This is a genomic window from Amycolatopsis sp. WAC 01416 (genome assembly GCF_003947485.1).
Taxonomy (GTDB): Bacteria; Actinomycetota; Actinomycetes; order Mycobacteriales; family Pseudonocardiaceae; genus Amycolatopsis.
The window spans coordinates 1-21,879 of the sequence record NZ_QHHX01000020.1; the positions used below are offsets into that span (position 1 = coordinate 1).

Here is a 21,879-nt window from a genome sequence, read left to right on the forward strand (position 1 = left end):
TTGTATATTAGTGTGTTGTTTGTGGGCTGTATGTGTTGTTGGTTTAGTGTGATGGTTGTGTTGTGGTATGGATTTGTGTGTGGGTATGTGGCGTTGGTTGGGTGGTTGGTTGTCGTGGTGGTCGGCGTGGTCGGTTGTGGGGAGGGGGGTGGGTTGAGGGGCGGATGACTACTGTCTGGTCTTTGGCGGAGCTGGACGCTGTGTTCCGGCGATGCTGGGATGAGCGAACATGTGACCCTGCCATCGCGTGGGATTCCGCTAACCCTGCTGCTGGGCATTGTGGTGTCACATCGATGGCGGTGGCGGAGCTCCTTGGCGGTGTCTTGCTCTGGTCGGAGGTCTTTCGACGCGATGGCTGGCCCGACGGGCTCCACTATTGGAATCGTTTGCCGAGCGGCCTGGAGCTCGACCTCACTCGTGATCAGTTCCGAGACGGTGAACATTTCAGCGAGTCGTCCGTGCAGCAGCCGATTCGAATCGCGACCGCACGAATGGCCACGCGGTATGATCTCTTTGCTTGCCGTGTGCGAGCTCGTCTGGGCGGGTCGGTACCTGAAGGAATCCCGGCGGCGCGCAACGGCTCCCACAGTGTCGAGATGCCGTCAGAGTCTTAGCCCCAGCTAGGGCAGCCTTTGCTGCGCCACATGAACCTGGCGGCTATCGCTGGCTCGGCCAGCGGTCAGGTTCGAGGCGGTGCTGACCAGCTTGGTGATGCGCGCCCGTTGCTGACCTGGCTGTGGTGAAGGATGGACGCCATGGTGGAGATTAGCCTCCTGACCGAATCCGACCGCGCCATATGGGAAGTGCTGGCCCGTGGTCACCACGCCCACTTCGAGACCGAGGTCGGCGACGACAGCTACGAACAGGCCTGGCAACGCGTGCTCGACGGGGTGCAGGCGCGGGGGATAGCCGCGTGGGTCAACGGCAAGATGGTCGGCATCGCGCACTATGTGTTCCACGCCAGCGTCTGGAGAGCCGGGGGCAGGTGCTACCTGGCGGACCTGTATGTCGACCCGGAAGTCCGGCGGCGAGGTGTCGCGACGGCGATGATCAAGTGGGTGGCGTGGGACGCCGAGGCGCACGGGTTCCCTCGCCTTTACTGGAACACGCTGGAGGACGCCCCGGCTCGCGCGCTGTACGACAAAGTGGCTGACTTCCACGAGGGGCTCATCCATTACTCCTACCGGCGCGGCAGCAGGACCTAGAGCCCCGCCCAGTGCAGAGGGACGACCAGGTCGCGATCGTGTTCGGTCCACGAGGCTCCCTTCAGGGAAAACGAAATCTCACGTTCAAGCGAGGGCCCCAGTACTTCCCGCGCCTGGGCGTGGTAGATCAACTGCCGCGCGAGGTGGACACGCGGTTAGCGACTTCTGCGGCGTAGCCGGGGCGAGTGTTGCCTGCGTCCTGTGTCCAGCGTGTTGCTCGGTCGATGCTGATACCGAGTAGTCCACTGAGGACAGCGGCCGGCATTTCAGCCGCCAGTTCGATCAGAGCGCTGTTGCGGCCGATGGTGGCGGGGATTCCGAGCTTTGCGAGCCGGCGCAGCAGCACTTTTGGAGAGAGTGGTTGGCCTCTTCGAGGGCCTGGGAATAACCAGGCACTGTCGGAAGGGCCGCCCGCAGTGCTGTGCGGGAGGCCAGCGGCTAGATTGCCGATGAGATCGCCGAACGCCGAAGGAACGACGATCGGGTGGCCACCAAGCAGAAGCTCAATGCCATGGTCGTTGAGTGTGACCTGATCCGTGGTGAGGCGGGTGATCGTGGTGACGCGCTGGCCGTAGAGTAGGACAAGCAGTCCTGCGACGCGGTCGGTGAGCGCGTCGGTGTCCTCCGTCAAAAGTCGGCGGGCAAGGGCCCACCGCCGGTCGTGATCGCTGAACACCTCTCGGGTGGGTTCGTTCCTGAACCGGGGTATCTCGATGCTGCGGGCGTGGCCACTCCGAACTGCCCACGTCACGAATCCCCGAGCTCGGGAAAAGGTGTCGTGGGCGATCCATTCGTCGATATCGTCCTGGGTGCAGGTGGCCAGGTTCTTGCCGCGTGCGCGTAGCCAGTTCAGAAGATGCGCGGAGGCGGTAAGGGTGTTGCAGGCGTAGGTGACTTGGTCCTGCGTCAGTGGTCGGCGCTCCGCGTTCGTGCGCAGGTATCGCAGTCGGTGCCATGTGGCGAAGCTGCGCAAGATCTTGCGGTCGTCCGGATTTTCGACCCGAAGGATTCGACGTTCGATGGATCGCTCAGCGCTGATCAAGAGCTCGTCGCGCGTTGGCAGGACACCGCAGCCGATCAGGACCGTCCGGAGGTGTTCGGCGTCGGCGGGCGGGGTCAGTGTGTCCAGGAGAGCGTGTGTCACTGGACCCGTCGCCTCGGCCAGCGCGGACAGCATTCGCTGTTTGGAGGCCCGCGCGATCCAGTTGAGACCGGTGCGTGGATCCGTTGTGGACAGAGCTGCCACGATGGGTTCCAGCTCCACGCGCATCGGGCCGCTGGTGGGCGTGAGAAATTTACGGAGCACTTGGGGCCAGGCGCAAGCCGTGCAGAACCCGTGGTGGTGAAGACGTTCCACGGTGCCGCAGCGCTGGCATGTTCGGTGCGATGTGCTGTCTTGCTTGTAGCAGGCGTGGCACAGTGCTCCTTGCGCGGTGCGGGCCCGGATTGGTCGACGGCGTTGGCAGTGGGCGCAGGTGTCGGTGCTGCCGCATTCTTTGCACAGCGGTTGGCCCGTGTCGGTGCGCCGCGAGACGGTGCGGTCGCGTCCGCATCCGGAGCAAGACTCGGTGCAGCGTTTGTCGGAGCAGTTCTTGCATCGCGGAGCATTGGTGTCGGCGCGCAGACACGGTTTGCGGTTTCCGCATATTGAGCAGATCCCCAACGGGGGAGTGCAGCAGGCTCGGCACAACACGAGATCGCCCTCGCGGCGAGCGGCGATGCGCAGACGGCCGCATCCGCTGCACGGCTCGCGCAGGGTCGGCTCAGTGCGGCAGCATGCGGCACAGAGTCCCTCGCCGTCGCTGGTTCGCCTATCGATCGTGCAGACCTTTCCGCAACGGGCGCAAGGCTTGGCGTGAGCCACGCCCCAGCAACTCTTGCAGCAGCGCAGCCCATCACGACCGCGGGACAACGTGACGATCCTGGCGCAATACGGGCAGGCCGGGGCGACGACGCCGGCCACGTGATTGGCGAGCAGCGCATTGATGAGCTTGACGACGGCCGGGGAGCCCTGCGCCCCTGCCCCGGCGAGCAGGTCCGGTCGGGCATCAAGCTGTTCGGCCAGTGTGGCTAGCCGTCGCTGCTGGGGAACCACTTCTGCGATCAGAGCGGCAAGTGCAGCGGGGTCGGCCTGAGGATCAAGCCTGGCGATGGCATCGATGATGGCGGTCGTCGGATCGACCACGAGAGCAGAGACCGTTGTGGGGATTGTCATCGGTCGGTGATCCGTGCCCGCTTGGGACGGAAGTCCCCTACGCCGGGCGCAGATCCGCTGGAAGGCTTCGTGGTCTCGCCGACTGCTTTCTTCTTCCGCGTGGCCGGTGTGACGACGGGTTCGATCAGGTCGTCCATCCGGCAGTCCAAAATGTCCATCAGCGCGACCAAGACCTTCAGATTCAACCGTTCAGGCTTCTCGGTGACCAGCCGCCAGATCTGCGTCGGCGACAGCGGGACATCCCGCTCAGCCAAGAGCGGACGGATGTCGGTGGTGTTGAACATGCCCCGGGTGGCCATGACTTCGCGCAGGTTCCACGTGTAGTCGAGCTTCGCTGTCATCCCAATTCCTCCTCGTCTGACTTCAGCCCGCGGTCCAGATGCTTACGCAGCATGGTGTTCATGAAGTCGCCACTGACATTCGTGTAGATCGCTGTCGTGCTGGCAAATCGATGCCCTACCTGTTCTTGAACGAACTTCGGGTCGGTTCCGTCCTCCACCAGATGCGTAACATGGCTGTGCCGCAGGCAATGCGGCGTCAGATCCGAATCCATGCCCAGCGCATCCCGGTACGTGGCGAAGCGTTCCTCGATCTCACGTGTGCGTAACCGCCCGCCGCGTTCGGTAACCCACATCGCCGGATGATCCTCGAAGCCGAACCGGGGCCGGACGTTGAGCAGGTAGTCCTCGACCGCTTCGGCCGCCCAGGGCATCACGGTGGCAACCATCCGCCGCTTCGGCGGGGACCCTCGGGAACGTTTCCCATAGCGGACGTGCAGCATGCCGAGCTTGCCCAGTTCGGGTGCATTCGGGTTGCGGTACCAGTCGGACCGGTCCAGTTTGCTGGTCTCGTTACTGCGCAAGCCCCACGCGTAAATGACCTTGAGCACGGTTGCGTCGCGGTAGGCGGTCAGCGCTCCTTTGCGTTTGAGCCGGATGGCCCGCTCGACCTGCTCGTCGGCGTAGTCGAACAGAGCCTGACACTCCTCACGGGTGAGCGGACGACGACCGGGACGTCCCTCGTAGTCAGCCAGATGGGCCGTGGTGTTCCACTCATGGCAGATCTGGACCGGATGCGTGGAGAATCGAGTCTCGCACTCCTCGCTCCAGCGGTAGTGCGGCGACGTGATGTAGTCGCAGAACAGTCGGATCGACCCCTGATAATTGAGGATCGTGGACTTCTCCAGTCGCCGTTCACCGACCAGGTGTGCCATCCACTCGTCCATGTGAGAAGCGGTCCACTGCCAGGGATACTCGTTAGTGAACTCGACCAGCCGGCGCACGCGGTTCTGGCGAGCGTCGACTGTGGACTGCAACAGTCGCCGTCCACCGCGCTGCTGCTTTTCCCATCCTGAAAGCATTGCTTCCAGGACCGCGTCCTCGGCGTGCAACAGGGCCAAGCCATCCACAAGCTCCAGTCGCGCTGATCCTGGCTGCTCACCGTCCCGCGTGCCCACCTGCACCCCTTCCGTTCACTGAAAGGATCTTTCATCAAACGGAAGATGTTGGGCAAGTCCCCAGTTCGGGTGGTTCAATAGGACGGTCGGGGCCGCACGAGCGATCTCTGGTCGCCAGATAAACCGCCACAAATTCCTTGCAGCAGATGAAATTCCGCGCAGAGCGGGCGTAGCAGGTCTTGGCGCAGATTCCGGCGCTGGGGCAGGCGTTGTAGGTGCGTCCATCTTCGAAGCGTCCGGCCCAGGCGGGCAGGCTCCAGTTCCAGATGCCGTGCTTGCGGAGGCGCGCGTTCTGGCGAAGCAGGGGCATGACACCCCCCCCACGCACGACTGTTTTCGATAGGGCGCAAAGGTGTGGCCGAGCCCCGCTGGTCGCGCGATCCTCTTAGGAGCCGTCGCGGCCGTCAGAGGAATCGAGCTCCTGATCGGCACTGCGTCGGAAGGAAATTCTCGGGAAGACACGAAAGGGACGCTATGAAGAACCGCACGCGAGTTAGCATTCTCGGCGCGGCTTTCGTCGCCGCCGCACTGTTCGCCCCAGCCTCTGCCAGTGCCGATACGACACTCTCCGCAGAAGCTCAGGCGTCATGCAGCAGCGGCAACGAAGGTCATTGGTACATTCCCGACGGCGGAGGGTCCGGCTCCAAGGCAGGAAGTCTCTACTGGCACGACTACAACGAGAGCACTGGAAACGACCAGGACAACTTCCTAATTGTCGACAGGCCTTTCGACGGGCAGTCCTCCTCGGTCAAGGTGACAAACAACTATACCGGGAAGAGCTACTACAAGCACGTCTACAGCGGTGAATCCTATTGCATGGGAGTGGGAAACATTCCCAACGGCAAGACGGCCAGCTGGAAAGCCTGCGGCTGGGACGATGGTCAGGTCGTCGAGTGCAGGACCGGCACAATCACGGAGTAGAGAGTCCGGCTCGACTGGTTCGACGGGCTGCGGGAGCCGTTCCGTTGGGTAGGCGGGCATAGGGGTGCTTGCTGCGCAGAGTAGTACAGTCGCGCGCCGTCGCGCCACCGGGGCCGGTCACGAATCCCTTGTCATATCAGGGTTTACGGCCGTGTTGGCGCGTCCGGCGTGGTAGTCGAGCACGTCGGCGACGCGGTAGCGGAGACCGTCCGGGGTAGCTTGTGTGGCCAGTCCTCGGCGCCGCCATTGCCGAACGGTGCTGAGCTGGACGTCGCACATCTCGGCGACCTCGTGAGCGTCGAGGAGGTCATCTGGGCCGAACGACAGCGGTTTCGGCACGACCCAGGTCTGTCCGAGGTCGCGGCACCGGGCGTCGAGGTCTACGCACGTGTCCGGCGCGGCGATCATGAGCGCTTCGCGGTAGGTGCGGGCGATGCGGCGTGCCCGGTCGAGCGGGGTGTCTCCGGGCCAGGGCCACGGATCGGGCCGGTTCACGCGACGGCGCCGTGCTGGGCGGCGAGCAGCGTGCATTGCCGCTGGTACTCGTCCCAGGTGAAGGTGTTGCGGCAGACGCCGCAGGTGACGGTGGCGGACCCGTCGGGGCACTGGAGCGCGACACGGTCGCAGCGTGGGCATGGGGCCGGGAGGTGGTTGATGAGTCGCTTGTGGCCGGTGACGGCTTCGACGCGGTGGTGGAGATCGAGCAGGATGTCCGCGCTGTCGAGGCCGTCCCGGTCGAGAGTGGTCCACTCGCCATCGGTCCAGCCTGTGTGGACGACGCCGCGCAGGGCGAGCAGGACGCTGACGGAGTTCTCCAGGAGCCGGGCGGCTCGCTCGAGTACCGGGCCTGGGCGGCTGTCGCGGGCGGCCTGGGTGTCCCAGCGGAGGCCGAGGACGTCGGCTGTGGACTCGGCCCAGCACTGCGCTTCGTGCACCAGCTCGGTTTGGATGGCGGCGATGGTGAGCGACAGGGGCACGGGCTGGTCGCGGGTTCCGGTGACGAGCTGCCGGAGGCCGTCCCGTGTTCCGCCGAGGACGGCTTCGAGGTCGAGGTAGTCCTGGGGCATGTCCACGATGGCCTGGTGGAGGTGGCGGGTGCAGGCGTCGCAGAGTCCTTCGGCCGGGTTGATCGGTGCGCCGCGTTTGATGGCCGGGTGGTCGGGATCGGTTTCGCGGTGGGCGCATCGTGCCCCGCGGTAGCAGCGGTGAAGATCGGTCATGGTGAGTCTCCTGGGGTATCGGCCTGGGTGGCCGGTCACGGTGTCGGTGAGGGTGTAACGGCACGTCCGGGCGGGGCGACGTCAGGTGGCGAGGAGGTCGGACGGCGTGGACGGCATTCGGGAGCGGCTGGCGCGGCGGCGTCGCCTGGAGCGGTTGTTGCTGGTGTGGAGCGCGGACGTGGAGTCCGTGCCGTTGCCGGCGTTCGACGCGGCCCGTGTGGTCGAGGTGGTCCGCTGGCTGCGTGCTGCCGACCGTCCGAAGGCCGGGTAGGACCTCACGGTCGTTCCTCGCGTTCGCAGGCGGCGAGCAGCGCGAGCGCGAATTCGCGGGCGTGCTGGGTGTTGAGGGCGAGCATCGTGGGTTCGCAGCCGATGCCGATGCGCGGGGGAACGTCGCCATGGCGCGGGAGCCAGAGCACGTCGAGCGGTCCGGCGATGTTCCAGGCGGCGGCACCGGAGCCGTGGAAGTCGGTGTCGGTGGGCTCGGGCAGCTCGGCGCTGGAGACGATCACGGTCACGGGCGGAAGCCTTCCTCGGTGGGGCGCGCGGTTGTGTTCCTGGCGGCGTGCAGGAGCGGGATCAGGTCGGCGAGCATCGTCCGGACCGGGACGTTCAGCTGTGGCTCGGGAACGGCGAGTACGTCAGGGTTTCTGGCGGCTTCGGAGAGGGCCAGAAGGTCGCCCGCGGTCGTCCAGGTCCACCAGCGTCCGGGGTCGGCCGCGCCGTTGCGGCGCTGGACGACGATGCCGAGGTCGGCGCCGCTGGCCACGGCCTGTTCCGCTGTGGCGGTGAGAACGCGCAGGACGCGGGTGTCGCTGAAGTCTTCGACGGAGGTTTTGACCTGCCAGCAGATCCCGGGTGTCCCGTCGATATCGCCCCGGTCGCGGGAGTGGTGCTCGCCGGTTTTCCAGCCGGTGCGGACGGTCCGTTGCGCGTCGGGCCAGCCGTGTTCGCGCAGGTAGCGGGCGACGGCTTGTTCGGCGTCTTTGCCCTTGCGGTTGGCGGCGCGGCCGATTTCCGCGCGGCTTCGGCGATCCAGGGTGCTCATGCGGGTCCCCATTCCTGGTCGGCGGCGGAGGAGCCCCGGTTGTCGTAGAACCGGCTGGTCTCCTGGACGTCGAACACGGTCTTGAGGCGGTCGACGGCGGCGGCGAGTTCGGGCTTGGTGCCTTCGGCACGGATGCGCATCAGCCTGCCTCCAGTCCGGTGTCCTGTGTGGCCAGCCCGATGGCGAAGCCGGGGATGCCGAGTCCGAAGTCCGGGTCGGCGGAGGCGGGGCGCAGTGGTGCGCGGAGTTCGGTTTCGTCGACCGACACACAGGGCCGGTCCGGGAGGAGTCCGGCGGGGGCGCCGATCCAGCGGAACCGTTCGCCGCACTGGCCACAGTGGACGAGCACTTCGGCGGTGTAGGCGAGGGCGGGTCCGTCGTCGTCGGTGGCGGTGAGCCGGTGGACGTTGACGTCGGCGACGAACGCGTTGTGCTGGCAGGGGCGGTCGAGGTCGAGGGTGGTCATGATGGCTCCTGGTCGGTGGCCCAGCCCATGGTCTGGTTGAGCAGTTGCCGTCCGCGCTGGGCGCGCTTCAAGTCGTCGGCAAGCGGCGAGGCGCTCGCTGAGGACGATCCTCCAGGCTTACAGTCCTGATCTATCGGTCCAGTTTGAGTCGGCCGTCGAAGCGCGAGCGGACTGGGTCAAGAAGAATCGCAGGATCTTCGATGAGTGGTTTTCCTCGGATACAGGAACCCCTCGCGAAACTTACGAGATCATCCAAGGCATGAATCAGACATATAATGACCTTGTTCGCGCTGCAGAACTAGTTCGAGTTTACATCAGTGAGAACTTTCCCTTTCTAGCTGAATCGGGCTTGTGAACCCCATGTCAGCATGGTCGGCAGCTCTCGCGTCGCGTGGGTACGGTGCCCGCCGGGAACGGTGCGGGCCCGCGGCACACGGTCGCGGATGCTGGGGTGCACGCCGCGATCAGACTGTCCAGCCGCTCGAGTCCGCATCGGGCGAGGGGTACTGCCGCTTTGCTCGTTGTACTGGTGCAGTGCACATATTTGAGCATGCGCTATTCGGCCGCTCGTGCTGTCGTTCTCGAACGCATGTTCAGGCGTGGGTGGCGGAAGGTCTGCGGCACGGGAAGGTCGGGGCGCACCAACGACCGCGGCCTGTGACCTTCGGCCGGGATCGCTGTTCGCCTGTTTCCCTGCGGGCGGACTAAGAAGGCTGGGATGATCGCTCGTCGTGCAGCACGGTGTCGCCGTGGGCGGTCGACAACGGTGGGCATTACGTCGACCACGAAGGCTCGCCAGCATCGACTTCCTGAACACCGGCCGCCACCGGCCAGGACACCGATCGCGCTGACGTCGCACGGCGCTGAGATCTGGAATATCCCCCGTGAGAGCTACTCGGATCGTCCGCTCGCTGGTGATTCGCCGGCGTGGGTGCGCTTCTAGCGTTTCCTACGGGCCGCCCAACCGTGCGGCCGTGGTCAACCGGAGGTCACCTTGAACACGATGGCGAACGCGCGCACGGATCACCAGCCTGGGCGAGCGGGCCGCATCTTGCGGTTTCCGCTCGTTTGGATGCTGGTCGGGATAGTCGGTGTGGGCGGGGTGTCGGCGCTGTCCTCGGGCGGGTCGCCGGTGCTGGCGGTCGTGGGTGCGGTTGCTGCGGTTGCCGTCTACTGGGTGGTCATGCGCTACGTCGCGCGGCGAAGCACGCCGGAGATCGCGAGGGCACGGGCCGGGATCCAGACGTTGCTCGGCATCGGGCTCGGCTTCATGTTCATCGCCGTGTCCGTGCTCATGGTGATCACCGAGTTCTCGTTCACCTGGGCGTCCGGGAGCGGAGTGGCGACCGTGGTGAGCATCGCGGCGGTGCAGCTCGGTGCGGCGGTGACCGAGGAACTGCTCTTCCGCGGTCTGTTGTTGCAGGGGCTGGAGCGGCTGTGCGGCAGCTGGGCGGCGCTGACGATCACCGCGGTGCTGTTCGGCGCCCTGCATCTGGCCAACCCCGGCGCCACGTTGTGGACCGGGTTCGCGGTCGCCGTCGAGGCCGGCGTCCTGTTGGGCGCAACTTTCCTGTGGCTGCGCAGCATCTGGGCGGCAGTCGGCCTGCACTTCGCCTGGAACACCACCGTCGGGCTGCTCGGCCTCCCGGTCTCGGGTCACGCGTCGCCGGGTTTGCTGGTCGCCGAACCGACGGGCCCGGAGTTGGTGACCGGCGGCCAGTTCGGCATCGAGGGGTCGATCGTTCCCGTCGTTGTGAGCCTACTGCTCGCCGTGCCCATGCTTATCGCCGCTCACAAGCGCGGCAACCTCGTGCCCGTGCGGCGGCGCTAGGCTCGCCGAATGCTTGCCAGCGCGGCATCCCGCCTCAGCACCGCACTCGACGGGTGGCGACACCTTCCAGCGTCCATCAAGGACGGTGTGTTGGCAGCGGTGTTGACCGTGCTGGCATTCGCGCCGACCGTCGCCCATATCGGGCCGGAGATCGGCGATCTCCCCAGGCGCGAGACGGGCGGCATCGGCGCGATGGTCGGTGTGGCGCTGACGCTGGCGATGTGCCTGCCGCTCGTGATACGCAGCCGTATGCCGGCAGTGTGCCTGTCGGTCATCGGTACCGCGTTCGCTATCGGTCAGGTGCTGAGCTACCCGGACACGTTCGGCAAGATCGGAATTCTTCTGGCGTTGTACGCCGCCGGCGCGCACCTGGCGCGGTTCCGCCGGGGGCTTGCCGCAGTGCTGACCGCGGGTTATGCGGCGCTCACCGTGGCACTGCACAACCTTGGCTCACCGCAACGGTTTCCGGATTTTCTCGCGTTCTATCTCGTGTTGGTGGTGATCTGGCTGGCTGGCACCGGCATGCGTCGATGGCGGGCGGAGGAGGCTGAACGGAGACGGCTGGCGGGCGAGGTGGCCGCGGCCACCGAGCGGGCACGCATCGCTCGGGACCTGCACGACGTGGTCACACATCACGTGACCGCGATGGTGGTTCAGGCCGACGCGGCGCAGTTCCTGCTCGACTCCGCGCCGGAACGAACCGGGACAGGCCTGCGCGCCATCAGCGACACCGGACGCCGGGCGTTGACGGAACTGCGGACCCTGCTCGGCATTCTCGAGGCGACCGGCGAGTCCAGAACCGCGGACCGGACGCCGGCCATGGGAAAGGTCGCTGATCTGGTCGAACAGGCCCGGCTGTCCGGTCAACCCGTCGAGTGGACCGAGCAGGGCGAGCAACTACCTCGGTCCGTCGACGTGGAGCTGACCACCTACCGCGTGGTACAAGAGGCGCTCACCAACGCGCTCAAACACGCGACCGGAAACCCGACCAAGGTCCTGGTCCGACACGGCAAGGACCAGATCGAGGTCGAGGTGATCACCCTCGGTCCCGCCATCGGCGGCACGGCCACACCCTCCGGTGGCCGGGGCCTGACAGGACTGCGGGAACGGGTGCGCATGCTCGGCGGAGACCTGATTTCCGGCGGCCTGCCCGACGACGGCGGCTTCCGCGTCTGGGCCATGATTCCAGGGAGCCCGACATGACCGAGCCGATCCGGGTGCTGATCTGCGAGGATCAGGAACTGGTGCGCACCGGGTACGTCACCATCTTCTCCTCGCAACCCGACATCGCGGTCGTCGGCGAGGCGGCCGACGGCCGCGCGGCGGTGGAGGCCGCGCGAAGGTTGCGCCCCGATGTGATCGTGATGGACATCCGCATGCCCGTCCTGGACGGCATCGAGGCGACCCGCCAGCTGACCGGTCCCGGTGTCGAGGCACCGGTGAAGGTGCTGGTCGTCACCACGTTCAACGTCGACGAGTACGTGTACGAGGCACTTCGCGCCGGCGCCAGCGGGTTCCTCCTCAAGGACACGCCGCCGGCGCAGCTGGTCGACGGCGTCCGCACGATCGCCCGCGGCGAGTCCCTGCTGGCCCCCGCGGTCACCCGAAGCCTCATCGGCCACTTCGCCGAACGGCTCCGCCCCACCGACACCTCCCGCCCCGAACGAGACACCGTCGTGCGGGCACTGACCCCCCGCGAGCTGGAAGTGCTCGAACACCTCGCCGCCGGCCTGTCCAACGCCGAAATCGCCGCGGAACTGGTCATCTCCACCGAGACGGTGAAGACCTACGTGTCCCGGATCCTCACCAAACTCGACCTGCGGGATCGCGTGCAAGCAGTCGTCCTCGCCTACCGGATCGGCCTGGTATCCGGCACAGACTGACACCCGCCGATTCCACTCGGGGAGGTCCTGTCACAGGCTGTTCCAGAAGTCCGTCAGCATGCGTGCCGCCCGCGCCGGGTGCTGAAGCATCCACCAATGACCGAGTCCGTCGAGATCGACGGCGCGAGCACCGGCACGCCGGGCGGCTCGGTGGCGGAGAGCGACGCTGCCACCCGTGAGGTCCTCGGTGGCCACGGGGATCAGCCCCGGGCTGCCCGTAGCCGCAGCCAGGTCTCGTCCGCGCTCACGCAGTACCTCCGGAGGTATCGACCGGTACAGCGCGAGGATGGCCTTGCCCATTTCCGGTCCTTGGGCCGCTGCTACCTCGCTGGCCGTCGGTTCGGGGATGCCCCACTCGACCATGCGCCTTGCCCGGTCTCGGTTGCCTCCCGAAAAGAGTTCCTGGATGTGGCGTTCTCCGATGCCCGGCGTTTGCCAGAGTTTCGCGATCTCGTGCCAGGTGTAGTCCGGTTCGTAACCTCCGATGGTGTCACTGACCCAGCTACGCAGCAGGCCGGGACGAGTCATCGCCACTTCGAGGACGTACCCTCCGCTGAGGCTGTGGCCGACGAGGTCCACGGGTGTGTCGAAGCGGGACAACTCGTCGATGAGCCAGTCCCGATACTCGAGGAAGGTGGCCCCGAATCCGGAAGGAAGTGGCGCCCCGAAGCCCGGAGGGGGAAGCAGAACCGCCTCCCGCTGCCGTGATTCGGGCAGCTCACTGATCAATGGAGTCCACACAGCGGGAGTCACGGGGACTCCGTTAACTAACACGATGGTCATAGCTCGAGGACACCAGTGGCCCAGGCAGCTGTCCAAGACTTGGTTCGCACCTCGTGATGCAGTATCCGCATAACGAGTACGCTGCGTACGTGACTCCCGACTTGGATCTGAGGCTGGTCCGGTACTTCGCGGTCGTCGCCGAGCACCTGAACTTCGCTCGTGCCGCCGAGGAGTTACGGGTCGCCCAGCCCTCGCTGAGCCGTCAGATCCAACGGCTGGAGAACGCCCTCGGCGTGCGTCTGCTCGAGCGCACCCCCCAAGGCAGCAGGCTCACCGCGGCCGGTGCGGCGTTCCTGCCCGAAGCGCAGGGGTTACTGCATCGTGCCCGGAACGCGGTGCTCACCGCACGTGACGCGGCGCCTGCGCGCACGATCACCATCGGGTACGTCGACGACCTGGTCGTCACGCCCGTCGTACGCGCCCTGCGCCGCCGCCACCCTGACGCCCACGTCCGGACCCGCCACCTCGACTCGAAGGACGCCGACGCCGTCCTTGACCGGCGCGTCGACGTTCTGGTCACCCGCACCCCGCTGCCGATCCCGGCCGAGGAACTGGATCTGGCGGCTCTCTACGCCGAGCCCCGAGTCCTGCTCGTGACGTCCTCCCACCGCCTCGCCGGCAAGGAATCGGTCAGTGCCGCCGACATCGCAGCGGAACCATTAGTCGGTTGTACAGGCATGGGCTCCGACTGGACGAGCTTTTGGCGGCTCGAACCCCGGCCGGACGACGAACCTGCCCCGCTCGGCCCCACCGTCGCCGAGACCTACGACGACAAACTCGAAGCCATCGTCGAGGGCACAGCCATCGCCGTCATCCCTGCCCACGACCGGCGCTTCACCCTGCGCCCCGATCTGGTCACCGTTCCCATCGACGGGATCGAGCGTTGCCAGGTGGTCGTCGCGACCCGCGCCGCGGACACCAACCCTCTCGTCTCGGAGTTCGTCCAGTTCGCCGAGAGCCTTCTCTCCCGCGAGTCGTGAACACCGGGCCTTCTCGTCATGCAGCTCCTGCATGACGAGGTGCGAAACAGGTCTTGGACGGTCCCGTCGGCAGTCGGTTTGCTGAACGCATGACCGTCGACTATCGCACCCAAACCATTCTGCTCACCGGAGCGAGCTCCGGCATCGGAGCTGCCTTCGCCCGGGCGCTGGCCGCGCGCGGCTCGAACCTTGTGCTCGTCGCCCGGCGCGCCGAGCGGTTGGAGGCGCTCGCCGACGAGCTGCGCCGCGCTACGAGCACCCGGATCGAGGTGATCTCCGCCGACCTTTCCCAACCGGCCGTCGCCAGTGAGCTCCGCCAGGCGGTCGGCGACCGAGGTGTCCACGTGACAAGCCTGATCAACAACGCGGGGTTCGGGTCGTTCGCTCCGTTCGCCGAAGCGGACGCCCGGCACCTCACCGCCGAGATCGCCGTCGATGTGATGGCGCCGGTACAGCTGACAGCCGCGTTTCTGCCAGAAATGATCAGGGCAGGCAACGGCTTCGTACTCAACCTCGCCAGTGTCTCCGCCTACCTGCCCTCTCCCCGGATGGCCGTCTACGGCGCCGCGAAAGCCTTCGTGCTCAGCTTCACCGAATCACTCTGGACGGAACTGCGAGGTACGGGCGTCACCGCGTTCGCCGTCTCGCCCGGCGCCACCGCCACCGAATTCACGACCGGGATGGGTCCGGACGCAGGAGTGCTGACCGCCGGGAGGCTGCGTACGCCCGAGGACGTCGTCGCCACCGCCCTGAATCACCTCGACCGCCGAAATCCCGGGCCGACCGTCATCGACGGGCGTTTCAACCGGCTCGGTGTGCTCTCCAGCCGACTCATGAGCCGACGTCGCAGCGCTCGGACGATGGCCCGCGTCTTCGACCCCGGCCGCCTGTCCGCCTCGCAGCCCGCCCGATGAACGTGCTGAACCCGAAGCCGTTCCCAAGTCTGGATCGACTCGATGACAGCACTCGCGCATATGAGGCCGCGGGACGAAACGCTTCAACGCTGTCGTCCCCGGCGGTTCAGGCCTCTGGTATGCGTGCTTCGAGGTATGAGGTCCAGTCATGGCCTGCGCGTTGGTTCCACTTCACGGCGGTCTCGATCTCGATTCCGGTGAGGTGGCCCAGCACCGAGGCAGGTAGCCGGGTGGCGAGGGCGAGGCGTGCGCTGTTGCGAGCTGCGAGCACCGGGATCCCGTGTTCGGCCAGGCGATGGCATAGTGCATTGGCTGTCATTGGTCGTGCTGCTGTCGTCCCGGGGAACAGTAACGGGGACTGGTGCTCTACCAGGCCTAGTGCGTCGTGAGGTGCGGGTAGCTGAGCGGCGAGACGTTCTAGGAGAGTGACCAGCCGTGGCGGAAGGGCGAGGTGGTGGTCGGCAAGCCTCAGAAAGGTACCGGTGGGTCCCGTGATCACCTGGTCTTGGTGCAGCCGTACGGTCGTAGTGACGGAAAGTCCAAAGAGGAGTGTGAGAACGCCTGCGACGCGCACGGGAAGCGGGATGTCTTCTTCGTCGAGGCACCGGCGTAGCTGGACCAGACGTTCGTTGTCGTTGAGCAAGGAAAGACGTGCCGGGTACTGGGAATGGAGTGCGGACTTCCTGGGGAACTAATCCGTGTGTCCGCGCCCAGGTGATGAACGGGTAAAGGTACCGGTAGTGGCCGCGGCCGCTGTCGAGCCACTCGTCCACAAGCGACTGGGAAAGATCTACGAGGGCGAGATGTCGGCTGTCGAGCCATTGCAGGAGTCGGGCGGCGGCCAATACGGTGGAGGGAATAGTCGTGGGGGCGCTCTGGCCGACACCGCGGCGGTGGGCGGCGCGCCGTGCTTTCGGCAGCAGATACCAGTGAGCGAACGAGCCGAGAAGCCGGAGGTGATGTGGCGGTGCCTGCGCCATCAGGTGGCGCAGCCACGGGTCTATTCGGTCGATGTACTCCGTGTCGCGCTCGGGCAGGACAGCGCAGCGCACGAGAAGGTCCCGAACCTGGTTGACCGTCCGGGAGAGCGGCAAGGTGTCGAGATACTCGTGGGTGATGGGGATGTCGTCGAGGACCAGCTGGCGAAGCAGCCGGCTGGATTTCGCCTTGGCGAGCCAGCTGATCATCGCCGACGGTTTGTCGCTGGCGACGAGCTTCGCGTGAAGAGGCTGCCACCGGACGGCGATGGTGCCGTCCGGCTGCGACAGCAGCCCGGTGACCTGGTCCGCGAGCGCGCATCGATGGCAGGTGCGCGCCGTGTAGTTGTCGCCAGTGGTACCGCAGGTACGGCAGGCGAAGGTGAGCGGACTGCCTGTACAGGGGCCGCAGATCCGTGCGCCGTCCGCGCCGGAACCGATGAGCGGCAGCACGGTGCCGCAGGCTGCGCACGGCGTCTTGGCCGAGATCACTTTCCTATGGCAGCACGCGCAGACGGCGCCGAGCGGCCAATAAGCGCCGAGGCGCGAGACCTTGCCGCACAGCGCGCACGGCAGGTAGGTGATTCGGCGGGCGCGTCGCCGCGGTATGGCGTTCTGAGGTTTCGTCGCGCGCGCAGGCGGAGCAGAGCGAGCGCCGCGCCGACAGGGTGAGCAGATCGGCCCTTCGGGAGTGACGGTCTGGCGGCCTCCTAGCGTGCCGCAGCGCGAACATGGGGTCTGGCGGTTGACGCAGCGTGCGCACCATCGGCCCTCGGGTGCGATATGAGGCAAGAAGAAGGTCGCTTGCCCGCATGCCGAGCACAGGGGGCGTGCGATGGGCGCTCCCGTGTGGACCGAGAGCAGGTGCGCCAGTGGCAGATAGCCGGAAGGGACGGTCGACCTTGCGGTGGTCAGTGCGTCGTCGTGGTCGTTCAAGAAGGCGACGAGGTCAGGGATCTCCTCGATGGCGATCCGCGACGAGTTCAGCAATAGCCGCAATTCCGTGCCGCTCAGGTGGGCAGGTGCCTGGCCAGAGCGCTCAAAAGTCGGGCCGATTCCTCCGGCTCACCAACAGGGTTCGGTCGGGTCATGACAGATCCGGGCGGCGGATGGTGCTGCGGCGGACGTTCGGGACTCGTTTCGCTCCCGCGGCCTTCGCCGTCGACGCGCCGGTGGCTTTGATCTCGATCAGGTCGTTGGGTGCGCAGTCGAGGATGTCGCACAGGGCGGCGAACACATCCATCGACAGCCGCTGAGGTGGTGTCGTGACCAGCCGGTAGATCTGCTCACGAGACAGGACGATTCCCCGCTCGGCCAAGGGCTTGACCAGATCCGAGGTTTGGAACATCCCGCGTTCGGCCATCCGCATGCGCAGATGCCACTCGAAGGTCATCTTCTTGGTCACGGTGCCTCCCACATGAACGGCGCGAAGTCGCCGAGTGCCTGGTGCATCAGCCGGTTCCGGTACTCATCCGACACATCGGTGTAGATCGAGGTCGTGCTGGGATACGCGTGGCCGACCTGTTCCTGGATTATCTTGAGCTGCTCGATCTCGCAGCCTGCTGACCAGCATGTCTGCGTGGTGGTCAATGCTTCTGACGAGTCCGGGCAGTTCTGGGCCATACAGGTAATCCCCCTACGACTGTTACTGGTTTGTGCCATTGCAAGTCGCCGACCAAGTTGGCGGCATGGGCTCGATTACGACCACGGTGGGGTCCCGATGGCGTCGGCAACGGCCCGCGCAACACGGGCTTCGGTCTTGCCGACAAGCTTGACGATGTGGTTGTAATAGTTCCTGACTTGTGTCTTCCGGATGCCATCCGCCGCCGAACCGCGATGCGCGACTTCGCCTCGTAGAGTGACAAATTCGTCAAGCTTTTCGGATGCTCGCGCTGCCGTCATTCCCTTCCAGAACCATGATTTCGAGACTCCGCCGACCCCGACGGCGTTTGTGAATAGATCGTCAATTTGCGCCGTCTTCGGTGTGTTTAGCTTTCGGTTCCGCTCTTGCTGCAGCCTTTGGAGCCGTGTGGACAGCACCGTTCGTCAGCCGTCGCCTGCAAGCTGCCAAATGGCCAGTTCGTGCTGGCCGGAGGCCTTGAGTTCCTTGGCGACTAGTTTCTGGAGGTCAAGGGGCAGCGAGCTCGCGCCTTGAGCCTGGTTCACAAGGTGATCGAGTGCTTCGGCAGCCAGATCTTCGCAGAACGCTTCCCAGAATGCGGTGATGAGCACGAATGCAGCCTTGTGGAGCGATTCGACTTGTTGCCATCGCCTGCCCGGTTCATCTCCTGTTATCTCCGAGTGAATCTCAAGTAGGCGGTCAACATCGGTGCAGTTCTTCTGGAAGGCGACGCTGGCTTGACTGGTCATCTATCTATCCTCGCTTCGTTAGATTGACACGTTGTTCGCCAAGAACCTGTGCCAGTTGGTTCCTCAATGCTCTGTTCTCGGCTGCTAGTGCGTGATTGCGCTGGTTGGCTGCTTCGAGCCTGCTCAGCAGTGAGGCGTCCGACGCTCGCTGCCGGGCGGGAACCAGTGTCGCAGGAGCCCTGCGATGGGCGGCGCGGAGACGTTCGATCTCGGCTCGGACGTCGGGTTGGGCGTAGAGCCAGGATCTGGAGACGGCCGCGGCTTGGGCGACGGCCTCGAAGGTGACAGGGCTGCCGCTGGCGTCGAGAGTCCGCAGGGCTCGGATCGCCTTGGCCCGGGTGAGCTCGTGGCGTTGCTGGGCGGCGGCGATGATGTGGTGGGTGTTGTCAGCACGCATCCTCCGTCTCCTGTTCCTCGGGTCCGAAGTCAGCTTCGAGGGTGACGATGATGTTGTCGAGATTGCCGAGAACCTGCTGGTTCATCTCGGCCAGCCGCTGCTGACCTCGAGCCTCGGCGGCGGTGATGATCTGCAGGACTTGCTGCCGGTGCTCCCGATGCTGCGGCAGGAATTCCGGCGTGGTGACGAACATCGGGCAGGTCAAACAGGCATTGGCATGTGGGCAGGTCTTTTGCACCGGCAGGCCGCAGAAGCCGTTAGGCAGCGCTTGGGTGACACGGCCGAGTCGCTGCTTAGCCCAGTTCGCCTCGGCCAACGGTCCGTCGGGGTCAATCGTGACGGTCTCACCTTTCGCGTTGACCTTGCTGGCCTTCTCCCAGTGCCGCCGGACGGTCGTGTCGTGAAGCCGGGCGTAGTGCGCCGTCATCTCGCCACTGGAATGATCGAGCAAGACCCGCACTACTTCCTGTGGGACATCCTTGTTGATGAGCCGGGTGCCGAAGGTGTGTCGCCATTGGTGCGGCGTGAGGTGCACTGGCCGGCCGTGCTCGTCGCGGACGTCGCAGCGGTCCAGCCAGTCCCGCAGCTGGCCGCGATAGGAGTGTGTGCTCAGGGGTTTGCGACCATCGGGGTTCATCTTCGGAGCGGTGAACAGCCACGGACTGCCCTCCGTCCATCGGTGCAGAATTCGCTGCTGCTGCTCGGCGATCGCCTGCTCGATTTCCTCATCGATGGGGACGAGGGCCTCCCGTTTCATCTTGCGGTTGACATAGCGCAGGTAGGGCGCGCCGTCGCCGTCGCGCACGACGCAGTCGAACGCGATCTTGCCGGCGTCGCCTATTCGCAGGCCGCAGCGCATCAGGATGAGCGTGATCAACCGTGTGTCTGGGTTGTGCCAACGGTCGAGGTGAGCGGGCTGCTCGACTTGGGCCATGATGTGCCCGGCCAGCCCGCGCGGCAGACGCTTCTCGCGCTTGGGGAAGTCATCGGGATAGAACGCAGCGCTGGTCGGCAGGGCGCGGTCCCACTCGTGCCGGCGGATCGCGTCGAGGAACGCGCCGAGTGAGCTAATGTCCCGGCTGCGAGTATGGAGTGCTCGGGGATCAGTGGACAGGTCGGCCAGGTAGCGCTCCAGCGTCGCCCGGTCGAGCTCTGCCAGGCTGGTGACGCTGACTGGCGGTGCTTCCAGGAAGCGGGCCAGCCGGGTCACGGCCTGGACATCGATGTACGTCTGGTTGGGGCTTCGGCCGATGCTCAACCGCCAGCGGGCGAACCGTTTCGCCAACTCCCGCAGCCAGGACTGCGGGATGCCGTCGAATCTCAGCCGCTTGCGGCCCTCGATCCCGAGTCGGCGCAGCTCCCACACATCCCTCGGGAACTCGGCCTCCCATCCGCTGCCGCAGAGCAGGTCCTCAAGGCACCGGTAGGCGTAGCGCAGGAAAGCCACCTGCCCGTTCTGGCCGTGTTGCGCGGAGTGGTTGGCGTCGAAAAACTTGACCCATAGTTCAATCGGCCAGTCCAGCAATGAGGCAACCGGGCTGACCGCGGCAAGCGCTATGACCGGGCGGGCGACGGCAGCTGGGGTCTTGACCTGCCGCTCGTCGTTTCGGCATTGCAAGGCGTGCTGCAGCTCCAGCCTCAGCTGCCGGCGATCGCCCAATGGCCGGAAGTCGAACCGGTCGTCGCCGTAGGACTCGCAGAGCACGGTGAACTCGTCGATGTCAGGTCGGCCCACGGCTTCCCAACGGGACCGGTGGTTGACGCAGAACGGCGAGCGCCCTTGCGCCCACAGTGTGCAGTAGGGCAGCGCGCAGACCGGATGGTTGGCATCATGCACCGGGGCGAGTCCGGCCAGCCATACCGCGCGGGCCGGTTGTCCCGCTCGTTCCCAGAACCCGTGGTGCCGAACGCACAAACCTCGGCGGGTGCCGCCGTAGCGGCATCCCGGCACGACGCAGACCGTGAGATCCTGGCGGCCAAGACCCTCCGGGGATGCGGTCGCGGCGAACGCGTCGATGTCAGGTCGGCCCTCAATTGTCCATTTGTAGTAGTGACCCTTACATAGTCCTCAGGTGCGTGGCTGGCGGACGCATCCCGGCACTCGGCAGGGCTCGGTGTCGAACACCAACGCGCCCCGCTCGGGGACCAGGATGTCCACTCGGAACTCGGGGCGAACGGCGGCCATGAGCTTGGCCAGCAACCCCGGTGCCGACACCGGGGTATGTGCCGGCTCCGCCGCGGTCACCATCGCAGCTCCTGACCAGTCAGGAAGCCAGCCTTCTCAAGGGCCCGGCGGGCGTCCTCGATGGACAAGTGCCCGTATATGTCCAAAGTGGTCGTGATCGAGGAGTGCCCGAGTAATGTGCTGACCACCTCGATCGGCGTTCCCTTGCGAAGCAAGCGCGTGGCGAAGGTGTGCCGATACCAATGCGGGTCGAAGTCGACGCCGGTGATCCGGCGCAGCCGCAGCACCAGGTCGTAGACCGCCGGATAGCCCCACGGACGCCCGAACGGCTGACCCCACAGATTGACGAACACATAGTCAGAGTCCAGGTCGCCGTACTCGGTGTGCAGGTAGTCCGCGTAGAGCCGGACAACCTCCGGGCTGAGCGGAATGGTGCGTGGCGTCGCCGACTTGGCACGCGCCCCGTTGTCGTTTTCCCGCGGCACGACCGTCAACTCACCTTCGGCGGCGGCCAGGTCCTCGTGCCGCAGGCCCAGCGCTTCGCCGATCCTAATCCCGGTGTCCCACAAGAAGGCCCACAACAAACGGTCCCGCAGACGCGTGCACGCGTCCAGGATCGCCTGCACCTGCACCGCTGTCAGGATCGTCGGATGTTCCGCGGGTCTGTCAAACGAGCGGTGTAACTCGGGTTGAAGGAAACTACTTGCGTCCGGCGGCGAGTCGGCCGTCGAAGGCGATCTCGAACGCGTTCAAGGCGGGTTTCCAGCGCATGGTCCAGCGTTTGCGGCCGGTGCCGGTCGGGTCGAGGCTCATGATCGCCATGTAGACGCACTTGAGCGCTGTAGACGCACTTGAGTGCTGCTTGCTCGTTGGGGAAGTGTCCACGGGCTTTGACGGCGCCGCGGATACGGGCGTTGACGCTCTCGATGGCGTTGGTGGAGCAGATCACCCGGCGGATCTCCGGGTCGAAGGCGAGGAACGGCACGAACTCGGCCCAGGCGTTGTCCCACAACCGCACGATGGCCGGA

Annotated in this window: 28 protein-coding genes and 1 pseudogene; 9 read left to right on the plus strand and 20 right to left on the minus strand. The window is 65.8% G+C overall.

Annotation, left to right across the window (positions count from 1 at the left end):
• Positions 1 to 755 precede the first annotated feature (755 nt).
• Positions 756 to 1,205, plus strand: coding sequence for a GNAT family N-acetyltransferase (locus tag DL990_RS40925; protein WP_125801859.1), 450 nt, complete (start codon positions 756 to 758; stop codon positions 1,203 to 1,205).
• A 127-nt stretch (positions 1,206 to 1,332) separates the two neighbouring features.
• Here the strand turns inward: DL990_RS40925 and DL990_RS40930 are convergent, their stop codons facing one another.
• From DL990_RS40930 to DL990_RS40945, 4 genes are read right to left on the minus strand one after another with little or no spacing between them, the layout of a single operon-like run.
• Positions 1,333 to 3,390, minus strand: coding sequence for a hypothetical protein (locus DL990_RS40930; RefSeq protein ID WP_125801860.1), 2,058 nt, complete (start codon positions 3,388 to 3,390; stop codon positions 1,333 to 1,335).
• Positions 3,391 to 3,416: 26 nt separating this feature from the next.
• Positions 3,417 to 3,761 (minus strand): helix-turn-helix transcriptional regulator, encoded by a 345-nt coding sequence (locus tag DL990_RS40935; RefSeq protein WP_125801861.1) that lies wholly within the window; start codon positions 3,759 to 3,761, stop codon positions 3,417 to 3,419.
• Positions 3,758 to 4,876 (minus strand): tyrosine-type recombinase/integrase, encoded by a 1,119-nt coding sequence (locus tag DL990_RS40940; RefSeq protein WP_233620720.1) that lies wholly within the window; start codon positions 4,874 to 4,876, stop codon positions 3,758 to 3,760. Before DL990_RS40940 ends, DL990_RS40935 begins: the two co-directional genes overlap by 4 nt.
• A 34-nt stretch (positions 4,877 to 4,910) precedes the next feature.
• Complete coding sequence (locus DL990_RS40945; protein WP_125801862.1) at positions 4,911 to 5,186, minus strand: hypothetical protein; 276 nt, start codon at positions 5,184 to 5,186, stop codon at positions 4,911 to 4,913.
• 164 nt (positions 5,187 to 5,350) lie between these two features.
• Here DL990_RS40945 and DL990_RS40950 point away from each other — a divergent pair, with 164 nt between their 5' ends.
• Positions 5,351 to 5,797 (plus strand): hypothetical protein, encoded by a 447-nt coding sequence (locus DL990_RS40950; RefSeq protein ID WP_125801863.1) that lies wholly within the window; start codon positions 5,351 to 5,353, stop codon positions 5,795 to 5,797.
• A 117-nt stretch (positions 5,798 to 5,914) separates the two neighbouring features.
• Here the strand turns inward: DL990_RS40950 and DL990_RS40955 are convergent, their stop codons facing one another.
• On the minus strand, positions 5,915 to 6,292 hold the full coding sequence (locus DL990_RS40955; RefSeq protein ID WP_125801864.1) for a hypothetical protein: 378 nt from the start codon (positions 6,290 to 6,292) through the stop codon (positions 5,915 to 5,917).
• Positions 6,289 to 7,017: a hypothetical protein gene (locus tag DL990_RS40960; RefSeq protein ID WP_125801865.1), complete on the minus strand. Its 729-nt coding sequence runs from the start codon at positions 7,015 to 7,017 to the stop codon at positions 6,289 to 6,291. Before DL990_RS40960 ends, DL990_RS40955 begins: the two co-directional genes overlap by 4 nt.
• 106 nt (positions 7,018 to 7,123) lie before the next feature.
• Between DL990_RS40960 and DL990_RS41385 the strand changes: the two genes are divergently transcribed.
• Entirely contained in the window at positions 7,124 to 7,288 is a 165-nt protein-coding gene (locus DL990_RS41385) for a hypothetical protein (RefSeq protein ID WP_158632708.1), read from the plus strand.
• A gap of 4 nt (positions 7,289 to 7,292) precedes the next feature.
• On the opposite strand, the gene DL990_RS40965 is transcribed toward DL990_RS41385, so the two are convergent.
• The 4 genes from DL990_RS40965 to DL990_RS40975 are packed head-to-tail and all read right to left on the minus strand — an operon-like array spanning position 7,293 to position 8,531.
• On the minus strand, positions 7,293 to 7,535 hold the full coding sequence (locus DL990_RS40965) for a hypothetical protein (RefSeq protein ID WP_125801866.1): 243 nt from the start codon (positions 7,533 to 7,535) through the stop codon (positions 7,293 to 7,295).
• A complete protein-coding gene (locus DL990_RS40970) occupies positions 7,532 to 8,065 on the minus strand; it encodes a hypothetical protein (protein WP_125801867.1) in 534 nt (177 codons plus the stop codon). The genes DL990_RS40965 and DL990_RS40970 overlap by 4 nt, the downstream gene beginning before the upstream one ends.
• Positions 8,062 to 8,205, minus strand: a complete 144-nt coding sequence (locus tag DL990_RS41390; protein WP_158632709.1) for a hypothetical protein — start codon at positions 8,203 to 8,205, stop codon at positions 8,062 to 8,064. Before DL990_RS41390 ends, DL990_RS40970 begins: the two co-directional genes overlap by 4 nt.
• Positions 8,205 to 8,531: a hypothetical protein gene (locus tag DL990_RS40975; RefSeq protein ID WP_125788162.1), complete on the minus strand. Its 327-nt coding sequence runs from the start codon at positions 8,529 to 8,531 to the stop codon at positions 8,205 to 8,207. Before DL990_RS40975 ends, DL990_RS41390 begins: the two co-directional genes overlap by 1 nt.
• A gap of 1,072 nt (positions 8,532 to 9,603) precedes the next feature.
• Between DL990_RS40975 and DL990_RS40980 the strand changes: the two genes are divergently transcribed.
• The 3 genes from DL990_RS40980 to DL990_RS40990 are packed head-to-tail and all read left to right on the plus strand — an operon-like array spanning position 9,604 to position 12,245.
• The gene (locus DL990_RS40980) at positions 9,604 to 10,362 is read left to right on the plus strand and encodes a CPBP family intramembrane glutamic endopeptidase (protein ID WP_233620721.1); all 759 of its coding nucleotides are present in this window, start codon (positions 9,604 to 9,606) and stop codon (positions 10,360 to 10,362) included.
• 9 nt (positions 10,363 to 10,371) lie between these two features.
• Positions 10,372 to 11,565 carry a sensor histidine kinase gene (locus tag DL990_RS40985; RefSeq protein ID WP_125801869.1) on the plus strand — a complete coding sequence of 398 codons (1,194 nt, stop codon included), beginning with the start codon at positions 10,372 to 10,374 and terminating at the stop codon, positions 11,563 to 11,565.
• Positions 11,562 to 12,245, plus strand: coding sequence for a response regulator transcription factor (locus DL990_RS40990; protein WP_125788159.1), 684 nt, complete (start codon positions 11,562 to 11,564; stop codon positions 12,243 to 12,245). The genes DL990_RS40985 and DL990_RS40990 overlap by 4 nt, the downstream gene beginning before the upstream one ends.
• A 30-nt stretch (positions 12,246 to 12,275) precedes the next feature.
• Here DL990_RS40990 and DL990_RS40995 read toward each other — a convergent pair whose 3' ends face one another.
• The gene (locus tag DL990_RS40995) at positions 12,276 to 13,028 is read right to left on the minus strand and encodes an alpha/beta fold hydrolase (RefSeq protein WP_125801870.1); all 753 of its coding nucleotides are present in this window, start codon (positions 13,026 to 13,028) and stop codon (positions 12,276 to 12,278) included.
• Between the two features lie 89 nt (positions 13,029 to 13,117).
• On the opposite strand from DL990_RS40995, the gene DL990_RS41000 reads away from it, so the two are divergent.
• The 3 genes from DL990_RS41000 (at position 13,118) to DL990_RS41395 (ending at position 16,146) form a co-directional block, all read left to right on the plus strand.
• A complete protein-coding gene (locus DL990_RS41000) occupies positions 13,118 to 14,008 on the plus strand; it encodes a LysR family transcriptional regulator (RefSeq protein WP_233620722.1) in 891 nt (296 codons plus the stop codon).
• 89 nt (positions 14,009 to 14,097) lie between these two features.
• Positions 14,098 to 14,922 (plus strand): SDR family oxidoreductase, encoded by an 825-nt coding sequence (locus DL990_RS41005; protein WP_125801872.1) that lies wholly within the window; start codon positions 14,098 to 14,100, stop codon positions 14,920 to 14,922.
• Between the two features lie 1,071 nt (positions 14,923 to 15,993).
• Positions 15,994 to 16,146, plus strand: coding sequence for a hypothetical protein (locus DL990_RS41395; RefSeq protein WP_158632710.1), 153 nt, complete (start codon positions 15,994 to 15,996; stop codon positions 16,144 to 16,146).
• A gap of 840 nt (positions 16,147 to 16,986) precedes the next feature.
• Here DL990_RS41395 and DL990_RS41010 read toward each other — a convergent pair.
• The 9 genes and pseudogenes from DL990_RS41010 to DL990_RS41040 form a co-directional block, all read right to left on the minus strand.
• A complete protein-coding gene (locus DL990_RS41010) occupies positions 16,987 to 17,304 on the minus strand; it encodes a helix-turn-helix transcriptional regulator (protein WP_125801873.1) in 318 nt (105 codons plus the stop codon).
• Positions 17,301 to 17,522, minus strand: a complete 222-nt coding sequence (locus DL990_RS41015; RefSeq protein WP_125801874.1) for a hypothetical protein — start codon at positions 17,520 to 17,522, stop codon at positions 17,301 to 17,303. The genes DL990_RS41010 and DL990_RS41015 overlap by 4 nt, the downstream gene beginning before the upstream one ends.
• A gap of 75 nt (positions 17,523 to 17,597) precedes the next feature.
• Positions 17,598 to 17,939, minus strand: a complete 342-nt coding sequence (locus DL990_RS42540) for a HEPN domain-containing protein (protein WP_158632711.1) — start codon at positions 17,937 to 17,939, stop codon at positions 17,598 to 17,600.
• Positions 17,940 to 17,945: 6 nt separating this feature from the next.
• Positions 17,946 to 18,269, minus strand: coding sequence for a HEPN domain-containing protein (locus tag DL990_RS41020; RefSeq protein WP_125801875.1), 324 nt, complete (start codon positions 18,267 to 18,269; stop codon positions 17,946 to 17,948).
• A 4-nt stretch (positions 18,270 to 18,273) separates the two neighbouring features.
• Positions 18,274 to 18,666, minus strand: coding sequence for a DUF6262 family protein (locus DL990_RS41025; RefSeq protein WP_125801876.1), 393 nt, complete (start codon positions 18,664 to 18,666; stop codon positions 18,274 to 18,276).
• On the minus strand, positions 18,656 to 20,503 hold the full coding sequence (locus DL990_RS41030) for a tyrosine-type recombinase/integrase (RefSeq protein ID WP_199746810.1): 1,848 nt from the start codon (positions 20,501 to 20,503) through the stop codon (positions 18,656 to 18,658). The genes DL990_RS41025 and DL990_RS41030 overlap by 11 nt, the downstream gene beginning before the upstream one ends.
• Before the next feature lie 231 nt (positions 20,504 to 20,734).
• Positions 20,735 to 20,914: a hypothetical protein gene (locus DL990_RS41655; RefSeq protein WP_199746811.1), complete on the minus strand. Its 180-nt coding sequence runs from the start codon at positions 20,912 to 20,914 to the stop codon at positions 20,735 to 20,737.
• Positions 20,908 to 21,483: a tyrosine-type recombinase/integrase gene (locus tag DL990_RS41035; RefSeq protein ID WP_199746812.1), complete on the minus strand. Its 576-nt coding sequence runs from the start codon at positions 21,481 to 21,483 to the stop codon at positions 20,908 to 20,910. Before DL990_RS41035 ends, DL990_RS41655 begins: the two co-directional genes overlap by 7 nt.
• A 67-nt stretch (positions 21,484 to 21,550) precedes the next feature.
• Positions 21,551 to 21,879 (minus strand): annotated as a pseudogene (locus tag DL990_RS41040) (transposase); the annotation flags it as partial.

Excerpts from the sequence above, each read along its gene's own strand:
- DL990_RS40925 (WP_125801859.1), top strand. The coding sequence starts at position 756 with ATGGTGGAGATTAGCCTCCTGACCGAATCCGACCGCGCCATATGGGAA.
- DL990_RS40935 (WP_125801861.1), bottom strand. The coding sequence starts at position 3,761 with ATGACAGCGAAGCTCGACTACACGTGGAACCTGCGCGAAGTCATGGCC.
- DL990_RS40945 (WP_125801862.1), bottom strand. The coding sequence starts at position 5,186 with ATGCCCCTGCTTCGCCAGAACGCGCGCCTCCGCAAGCACGGCATCTGG.
- DL990_RS40950 (WP_125801863.1), top strand. The coding sequence starts at position 5,351 with ATGAAGAACCGCACGCGAGTTAGCATTCTCGGCGCGGCTTTCGTCGCC.
- DL990_RS40960 (WP_125801865.1), bottom strand. The coding sequence starts at position 7,017 with ATGACCGATCTTCACCGCTGCTACCGCGGGGCACGATGCGCCCACCGC.
- DL990_RS40970 (WP_125801867.1), bottom strand. The coding sequence starts at position 8,065 with ATGAGCACCCTGGATCGCCGAAGCCGCGCGGAAATCGGCCGCGCCGCC.
- DL990_RS41390 (WP_158632709.1), bottom strand. The coding sequence starts at position 8,205 with ATGCGCATCCGTGCCGAAGGCACCAAGCCCGAACTCGCCGCCGCCGTC.
- DL990_RS40975 (WP_125788162.1), bottom strand. The coding sequence starts at position 8,531 with ATGACCACCCTCGACCTCGACCGCCCCTGCCAGCACAACGCGTTCGTC.
- DL990_RS40980 (WP_233620721.1), top strand. The coding sequence starts at position 9,604 with ATGCTGGTCGGGATAGTCGGTGTGGGCGGGGTGTCGGCGCTGTCCTCG.
- DL990_RS40985 (WP_125801869.1), top strand. The coding sequence starts at position 10,372 with ATGCTTGCCAGCGCGGCATCCCGCCTCAGCACCGCACTCGACGGGTGG.
- DL990_RS40990 (WP_125788159.1), top strand. The coding sequence starts at position 11,562 with ATGACCGAGCCGATCCGGGTGCTGATCTGCGAGGATCAGGAACTGGTG.
- DL990_RS40995 (WP_125801870.1), bottom strand. The coding sequence starts at position 13,028 with ATGACCATCGTGTTAGTTAACGGAGTCCCCGTGACTCCCGCTGTGTGG.
- DL990_RS41005 (WP_125801872.1), top strand. The coding sequence starts at position 14,098 with ATGACCGTCGACTATCGCACCCAAACCATTCTGCTCACCGGAGCGAGC.
- DL990_RS41015 (WP_125801874.1), bottom strand. The coding sequence starts at position 17,522 with ATGGCCCAGAACTGCCCGGACTCGTCAGAAGCATTGACCACCACGCAG.
- DL990_RS41020 (WP_125801875.1), bottom strand. The coding sequence starts at position 18,269 with ATGACCAGTCAAGCCAGCGTCGCCTTCCAGAAGAACTGCACCGATGTT.
- DL990_RS41025 (WP_125801876.1), bottom strand. The coding sequence starts at position 18,666 with ATGCGTGCTGACAACACCCACCACATCATCGCCGCCGCCCAGCAACGC.
- DL990_RS41655 (WP_199746811.1), bottom strand. The coding sequence starts at position 20,914 with ATGGTGACCGCGGCGGAGCCGGCACATACCCCGGTGTCGGCACCGGGG.